7 protein-coding genes are annotated in these 7,405 nt (G+C 69.8%); 6 read left to right on the top strand and 1 reads right to left on the bottom strand.

The window, feature by feature from the left end; translation table 11 throughout:
• The 5 genes from ACIBK0_RS12830 to ACIBK0_RS12810 all read left to right on the top strand — a co-directional run.
• On the top strand, positions 1–783 hold a 783-nt coding region (locus tag ACIBK0_RS12830), incomplete at its 5' end, for a beta-ketoacyl reductase (RefSeq protein ID WP_399078677.1).
• 115 nt (positions 784–898) lie between these two features.
• Positions 899–1,372: an ester cyclase gene (locus ACIBK0_RS12825; protein WP_399078675.1), complete on the top strand. Its 474-nt coding sequence runs from the start codon at positions 899–901 to the stop codon at positions 1,370–1,372.
• A gap of 64 nt (positions 1,373–1,436) precedes the next feature.
• Positions 1,437–1,928 carry a hypothetical protein gene (locus ACIBK0_RS12820; protein WP_399078673.1) on the top strand — a complete coding sequence of 164 codons (492 nt, stop codon included), beginning with the start codon at positions 1,437–1,439 and terminating at the stop codon, positions 1,926–1,928.
• Positions 1,925–3,295: an NAD(P)/FAD-dependent oxidoreductase gene (locus ACIBK0_RS12815; protein WP_399078671.1), complete on the top strand. Its 1,371-nt coding sequence runs from the start codon at positions 1,925–1,927 to the stop codon at positions 3,293–3,295. The genes ACIBK0_RS12820 and ACIBK0_RS12815 overlap by 4 nt, the downstream gene beginning before the upstream one ends.
• Complete coding sequence (locus ACIBK0_RS12810) at positions 3,273–4,088, top strand: thioesterase family protein (RefSeq protein WP_399078669.1); 816 nt, start codon at positions 3,273–3,275, stop codon at positions 4,086–4,088. The genes ACIBK0_RS12815 and ACIBK0_RS12810 overlap by 23 nt, the downstream gene beginning before the upstream one ends.
• Positions 4,089–4,331: 243 nt before the next feature.
• On the opposite strand, the gene ACIBK0_RS12805 is transcribed toward ACIBK0_RS12810, so the two are convergent.
• Complete coding sequence (locus ACIBK0_RS12805) at positions 4,332–5,795, bottom strand: MFS transporter (RefSeq protein WP_399078666.1); 1,464 nt, start codon at positions 5,793–5,795, stop codon at positions 4,332–4,334.
• A 1,167-nt stretch (positions 5,796–6,962) separates the two neighbouring features.
• Here ACIBK0_RS12805 and ACIBK0_RS12800 point away from each other — a divergent pair.
• Positions 6,963–7,289, top strand: a complete 327-nt coding sequence (locus tag ACIBK0_RS12800; RefSeq protein WP_399078664.1) for a hypothetical protein — start codon at positions 6,963–6,965, stop codon at positions 7,287–7,289.
• The last annotated feature ends 116 nt before the right edge of the window (positions 7,290–7,405 follow it).

Here is a 7,405-nt window from a genome sequence, read left to right as displayed (position 1 = left end):
GTCATCGGCAACGCGGGACAGAGCAATTACGCGGCGGCCAACACCTTCCTCGACGCCCTCGCGGCGCACCGCCAGGCTCAGGGGCTGCCCGCGCATTCCCTTGCCTGGGGGCTGTGGGACCAGGCCAGCACCATGAGTGGCCGACTCGACACCGCCGACCGGGCGCGTCTGGCCCGCTCCGGTATCAAGGCCCTGCCCACCGCCGCCGGTCTGGCACTGTTGGACAGCGCCCTGCGCACCGACACTGCCTTGGTCGTCGCGGCGGCTCTCGACCGCGCGTCCCTGCGTACCACCGCGCGTGACGAACTGCCTGCCCTCCTGCGCACATTGGTACCCGCGCGGCGCCGGGCGGGTGGCGCCAAGTCGGCCGTCGCCGGCGGAACGTGGCTGCAGAGCATCGGCGCCCTGAATGTGGTGGAGCGGGAGAGCAGGGCCCTGGAGCTGGTCCGGACAGCCGTGGCGACGGTCCTGGGTCATGCCGACGCCGGGACCGTCGAGGCGGACCGGGGGCTCAAGGAGCTCGGCTTCGACTCACTGACCGCCGTCGAGCTGCGCAACCGGCTCAACGCCGCCACCGGCCTGCGCCTGCCCGCCTCACTCGTCTTCGACCACCCGACAGCGCAGGCCATCGCTGCCCACCTCGCCCAGAGCGTGTCCAGCCCGACCGGCGTGGCCGCACCGGACGCGGGCCGGATCACCGACGAGGTGAACGAGCTCGAGGAGCTCTTCGCGGCGCCGGCGAGCCCGCGCGAGATCTTCGCGCTGATCGACGCCTCGAGCTGACGGGCGCCTCGTGCCGGTCAGCCACCGAGACACACCGCGACCAGGTCACAGCAACCAGAACACCGCCATTCAGAAAGATCGGGCGCCCGACCGGGCGTCCGCAGAGAGGAATCCCATGTCCATCGCTGTGCGAGAAGCCCCTGCGGGCCACGTCAACACGGACCTCTGGCACCGCTGGGTCGACCTGTGGAACGGGAACTTCGACCTCGCCGAGTCCGTTGTCGCCCCCAAGCTGCAGACCCATCTCCCTGCCTTCGGCCGGCCCGTGGACGCGGAGCCGGTGGACAGCCCGGCCTCCCTGGTCCGCTGGCTCGAGCACTGGCGTTCCCGGTTCTCCCTGTCGCTCCTGGCGACCGAGTTCGGCCCGTTCGTCAACGACGACTACATCCTCGCGCGCCGCAGGTTCAGCGGCGTGTGGCAGAGCGGCGAGCCGCTGGGCGCGACCGCTCCCGCGGGGACCGAGGTCGAGTTCGCCGGCATCGACATCCTGCGGGTCGAGGACGGCCGTATCTCCGAGTACTGGGTCGGCGACAACCTCATCGACATGTACGTCCGGCTGGGCGCGATCCACGACCCGGTCAGGTCCTGACCCCATCGCCCCGACTTCCCCAGCAGCCCAACGACATACGACCCGGAACATGAAAGGGACGCACATGTCCAACACCGTCGTGGAGACACCCGCGGTGCGCGCCAAGGCCGATCTGTGGCACCGCTGGATCGGCCTGTGGAGCGGCGACTTCCCGGACTCCGAGAAGTTCGCCGTCGGCGACACCATCATCGCGCCGAACCTGGTGTGCCATCTGGCCGCCTACGAAATGCCGGAATCGCACACCATCAACAGCCCTGGCGCCGTGGTCCGTTGGATCGACGTCTGGCACTCGTACTTCTCCGAGTCGAAGATGATCACCACGGTGGGCCCGTTCGTCAGCGACGAGCACGTCATCGGCCGCTGGAGCTTCCGTGGCGTCTGGCAGGGCGGAAAGCCGCGCGGCGCCACCGCCCCCGCGGGCACCGAGGTCTTCATCGAAGGCCACGACATCCTGCGCCTGGACGAGAACGGCCTCATCGCGGAGTACTGGGTCGGCGACAACCTGCTCGACATGTACGGCCAGGTCGCCGCCGTCAGGAAGCCGCAGGCATCGTGAGCGCCCCGGCCTATGACGTGGCCGTCGTCGGCGGCAGCATCGCCGGCTCCACCGCGGCGATCCTCTACGCACGGGCGGGTGCCCGCGTCGCGCTCATCGAGCGGCACAAGAGCCCCGAGGCCTACAAGGTCCTGTGCAACCACTACATCCAGCCTTCCGCAGTGCCGATCATGCGGGAGCTCGGCATTCCGCCGCTCATCGAGCAGGCGGGCGCACCGCGTACCCTCCCGGTCGCGTGGTGGACCCGCTGGGGCTGGATCGAGCCCGAACCGGCCTCCGGCGGAGAGCCGTTGCCGTACGGCTACAACGTGCGCCGGGAAACCATCGACCCGATCGTGCGCCGTATCGCCATGGAGACGGAGGGCGTCGACACGCATCTGGGCACCAAGGTCACCGGCCTGGTGCGGGAGGGCGGACGCACGGTCGGCGTACGGGTCGGGAAGGACGGTGCGGAGCGGGAGATCCGTGCGCGGCTCGTCGTCGGCGCCGACGGCCGGAACTCGTCCGTCGCCGAATTCGCGGAGCTGCCCACCAAGTCCGTCCCCAACAACCGCTTCAGCTACTTCGCGTACTACCGCGGGGACGTGCTGCCGAAGTCGGACGTGAGTTACATCTGGTTCGGCCCGGACATGGCGTACGCCAATCCGACGGACGGCGGGCTCACGGCGATCGCCTGCGCGCCCGGCAAACACCATCTCCCGGAGTTCCGCGCGGACTTGGAGGGTGCCTACACCAAGTATCTGAGCAGGCTGCCGAACGGTCCCGACCTGAGCGCCGGCGAGCGCGTGTCGAAGATCATCGGAACCACTGACTATCCGCTGCTGGACCGCGAGCCGACAGCGCCCGGCCTGGCACTGGTGGGTGATGCGGCGCTGTGCTCCGACCCCATCTGGGGCGTCGGCTGCGGCTGGGCCTTCCAGTCGGCGTCCTGGCTCGTGGCCGCCACCAGCGAGCGACTGCACCTCGGTCCCGGCGAGGTGGACCGCGGCCTGGCCGAGTACCGGCGGGTGCGCCGGGCCCGCCTGCGCGGCCAGCAGTTCCTGATCGCCGACTACGCCGGCGGACGGCCGATGAACCCCATCGAGCGGCAGATGTTCGCCGCCGCGGTCCGTGATCCGCAGACGGCCCGCCATCTGCACCGGTACGCGAGCCGCTTCATGGGGGTCAGGGAGTTCCTCGCTCCGCGGGTGCTCGCCCGGGCGGGTCTGGTCAACCTCCGGCACCGTCTGCGCGGCGGTGCCCCGTCCCCGCCCGCGGCGGCCGGCCCGGGGGGCCGCCGACCGGGTTCCCGTTCGTCGAGCACGCTCCCACCGTCCGACGCACGTACGACACGAAGGAGTCCCGTTGCCGGATCTGACCAGCAGTGACGTTGATCTTCCCGCACTCGACCCGACGTGGTGGTCGTGGCACTCCGCGCACGGCGGACTGCTCGCCGCGATGATGATGCGGCACGCCAGGCGTCTCGCCGGCGGAATGACCCCGCGCTCCGTCCACGCCTCATTCCTCGCCCCGGTGCGCACGGCGCCGCTGCGCCTGTCCACGGAGGTCCAACAGCGCAACCTGTCGAGCGCCGTGACTAGGTCGACGCTCTACCACGACGGCCAGCCCGCCGCCTCGGCGACCTCGTTGTTCGCCGAGGACGGCCCCGAGAGCGGGATGCTGTATCGCAAGCCCCGGATGCCGGACGTCCCGGACGTCGCAGACTGCCCGGAGTTCGACCTGCTGCCGGACCTCATTCCGGTCGCCCGGCATCTGAGCATCCGGATGGCCTCCGCGGTCCGCCCCCTCGCCGGGGGCGAGGACGCCCGGCTGACCGCGTGGATACGGCTGAAGAACCTCGATCTGGAGCCGGCGGAGGCGGTGTTCGTGCTGCTCGACTCGATGCCGCCGGCGCTCTACGGCGTCCTGGACCAGCCCGTCCCGGTGCCTTCGGCCGAGATTTCGGTGCGTTTCACCGACCAGGTGGCCCACGGGGGCCTTGACGACTGGGCGCTGATTCAGGTCCGGACCGAACAGGCGGGCCTTGGCTGGACCCTTGAGTCGGGCTCGCTGTGGACGCCCGACGGGACCCTGATGGGGGTCAGTCTGCAGACGCGCCGCATCATGGCCCAGGCCGCGGACCTGCGGAGCGTGGCGCAGGAGCTCTCGCCGAGCGCCTGACGCCCGCTCCATCCTGAGCCTGCCCCCCGGTCTACCCCCAGGCCGGGGGGCAGCCCCGTGCGGCGGCCATGCACACGAAAGTGCGCGGATCGCACCGACCAGGTGCGATCCGCGCACTTTCGTGTGCATGGCGACGGCTTGGGACCGTACGACGTACGAGAGTCAGGCCCGTAGGACAGAGTCAGGCCCGTACGACATCGAGTCGTACGGGCCTGACGTACCGGAGTTCTGTCTAATCGGCGCTCACGCGCCGGACGCCTCAGCTGCCTGCCTCGCGGCGGCACGGCGCAGCCAGAGCCCGAGGGCCAGGGAGACGGTGGCGGCCACGCCTCCGGCCGCGGCGGTGAGGATCCAGCCGCGCTCGAAGGCGGTCCGCGCCGCGTCCGGCGTGCCGGGTGTGCCCAGCAGGGCGATGAACAACGAGACGCCGAGCGCCATGCCCAGCTGGCGGACCATGTTGACGATGGCCGAACCCGTGGCAAGGGCGGTCGGGGGGAGACCGGCGGTGGCCGCGTTCATCAGCGCCGTGATGGCGAGGGCGGAGCCGGCACCGAACAACAGGACGCCGGGGAGCAGCACCTTCACGTATTGCGGGTGGAGTTCGGCGGTGGCGATCCACCAGACGACGCCCACGGTCATGGCGGCGCAGCCTGCCGCGACCGCGGAGGCGGCACCGATCGCCTTCACGACCGGCGCGGCCAGCCGGGCGGCGATGGGGACGAGGGCCAGCCCCGGCAGCATCGCGAGCCCGGTCCGCACACCGGACCAGCCCCAGACGTCCTGGCACCACTGCATGAACGAGAAGACGAGAGCGGCGAAGCTGATGCTGTAGAGCAGAGCGCTGATGTTGGCCATGGTGAAGGCCGGTACGCGCAGCAGCGCCAGATCCACCAGAGGGTTCTGGTGCCGTGTGCAGCGGAGGACGAACCAGGCGAGGACGACCGCCGCGAGGACGAGCAGCCCGGTGATCCGGCTCGCGCTCCACTCGGGCGCCTTGACCAGAGCGAGCGTGATGGCGCTGATGGAGATCATCAGGAGCACCGCACCGAAGACGTCCGGGAAGGGGCCTTGCTCGGGCTTCTCCTCCGTGGGCAGCGCGCGCAGGCCCGCGACGACCGCGAAGATGCCGACGGGGAGGTTGATGAAGAACAGCCAGCGCCAGTCGGCCTGCAGCAGCACGCCGCCGACGAGCGAGCCGAACGCGGGGGCGGAGCCGCCGATCGCGGCCCAAGCGCTCACCGCCTTGGCGCGCCCCTCGGGCGGAGCGGCGGCGAGCAGCAGCCCCAGCGAGGTCGGTACGAGTGCGGCGGCGCCCATGGCCTGAAGCACGCGCGCCACGACGAGGAAGGGGACGTTGGTCGCGACACCGCAGAGCAAAGAGGCGACGGTGAACAGGGTGACACCGATGAGGAAGACGTTCTTGCGCCCGATCCGGTCGGCCCAGCGGCCCGCTGGGACCATCAGGGCGGCCAGGACGATGGCATAGCCGTTAAGTGTCCATGACAAGCCTGAGAGTGTGCTGCCGTGAAAATCCCGATTGATGGTCGGAAGTGCGACGTTGACGATGAGGGTGTCGAGCTGGGCAAGGAAGAACCCCGCCGAGATGACGAAGAAGGCCAGTCGCGCCTTCCTTGTGGCGTTGCCCGGCGTAGGGGGCGCGACGGCGGGCGGGCTGGGCGGCGCTGCTACGCCTTCGTCGGTGGCCATGGTGGATCTCCATATGACGTGTGGTCAAGATGTGCCGTGATACTCGACGTCATGCTAGGGAGGGCCGTTGAGCTGGGGACATACCACCAAAGTGTCATGCGCCCCGGCTTGCGCCGGACCGTCGTCTCTGACCCCCCTCCCGATTTGTCCCGGATTATGTGTATGGGTCCGTCGCCTCCGCGGTGAGCGGCGGCAGCACCCGGACAGAAGTCAGGAAGGTCAGCCCAGTTCGGTCCGCAGCCGCTCGGCCTTGTCCGGCGAACGGGTGCTCCCGATGACCCTCGTGGCGCCCAGCAGACGCGCGACGGGGAGCCTCTACTTGGGTCTGATCCGGCCGTGACTCCCGGGGCTGATGACCGCTTCCGCGTTGGGCGTGGGCGGCCGGCCGGCGGTTTGGGCGCGTCCCCGAGCCACTGATTTCGGCCCACCCGGCTTGCGGGTTACCCCCAATAACCGCCCAGCCGTTTTGGCGGTCCCACGCCCTGCGTCCCCGAACGCGGCGCCGCTAACGTCCTGACATGACGCGACGCGAAGGCATCGGAACGCGACGGATCAGGGCATTACAGCGGGCGCGGGACAGGGCGTTACGGCGGCGGGAAGGCGGACGGCCGCCGAGCTGGGGTCGACGACTCGGTCGTCGGGCGGAGCGAGCCCGTCCCTGGTTCCAGCTCCTCGCCGACCTCGCCACACTCCTCGCAAGGATGGTCAGGTAACAAGTCTCGGTGCCGGTGCTCGACCCCGGTGGCGGGACGTTGGGACCACGTTGGGACAGCCGCCCCTCGTCGGGACACTGTTGGGACGTACTGTCAACACTCCCCATACGTGGAACGCAGTCGACGGCGCTGACGGCGACAACAGCTACTACCGCGGTGCCGGTTGGTACCGCAGATACGTCACGGTGGCGGGCCGTCCGGCCGGGAAGATGCTGTTCCTGCAGTTCGCCGGGGCCAATCAGGTGGCCGACGTCTGGGTCAACGGCCGGCCGAATCCGAGACAGGGCCGAACGTTCTACAGCCCCGGGCCGGCAGGTGCGGTTCCCGACGCGGGGAGCAGTCGGCGATCTGCGCACGAACCGGTCGAAGATCAAGGACTACAGCTGCCGTGTCTGACGTCGGGGGTGGGGTTGTGGCACGGTACGGGTAGGTGCGGCTGTGAGGGAGGAACACGGTGGGACGTAGTCGGGTATGGGCCCTGGCGATAGCGGCATTGGTAGCGGGCGGGGCAGTGGCGTTCGCTGCGGCGGCCGGGCAGGACGACGACACTCCCCCGGTGACGGTCAGTGCGCGGGAACCGGCTGAGTCGCAGGTGCCGACGACCCGGGCGGCTCTGGTCGCGGCGTGGACGGCTGAGCTGAAGAAGGCGGACAAGGGGCTTCCGGACGGCTGGGAAGTACTGACCACCGAGGAGATCCGCGGCCGGTACGTACACCAGAAGATCGCCAACGCGCCGAAGAGTGACGACATCGATCCGGACATGGGGCGCCGGTCCGAATAACAACCAGAAGGGGGCCCCCCCGGACAGGCGGGGGCCCCGTCTGTTTGGCGGACCGGGCCGATGTGTTGGGTTATTTTTTTGTTAAAGGCAAAGGCGTTTTGTCCGTGGGGCGTGGT

The sequence above is a fragment of the Streptomyces sp. NPDC050564 genome (assembly GCF_044457265.1).
Lineage (GTDB): Bacteria > Actinomycetota > Actinomycetes > Streptomycetales > Streptomycetaceae > Streptomyces.
This window is presented reverse-complemented; position numbering and strand designations above follow the sequence as displayed.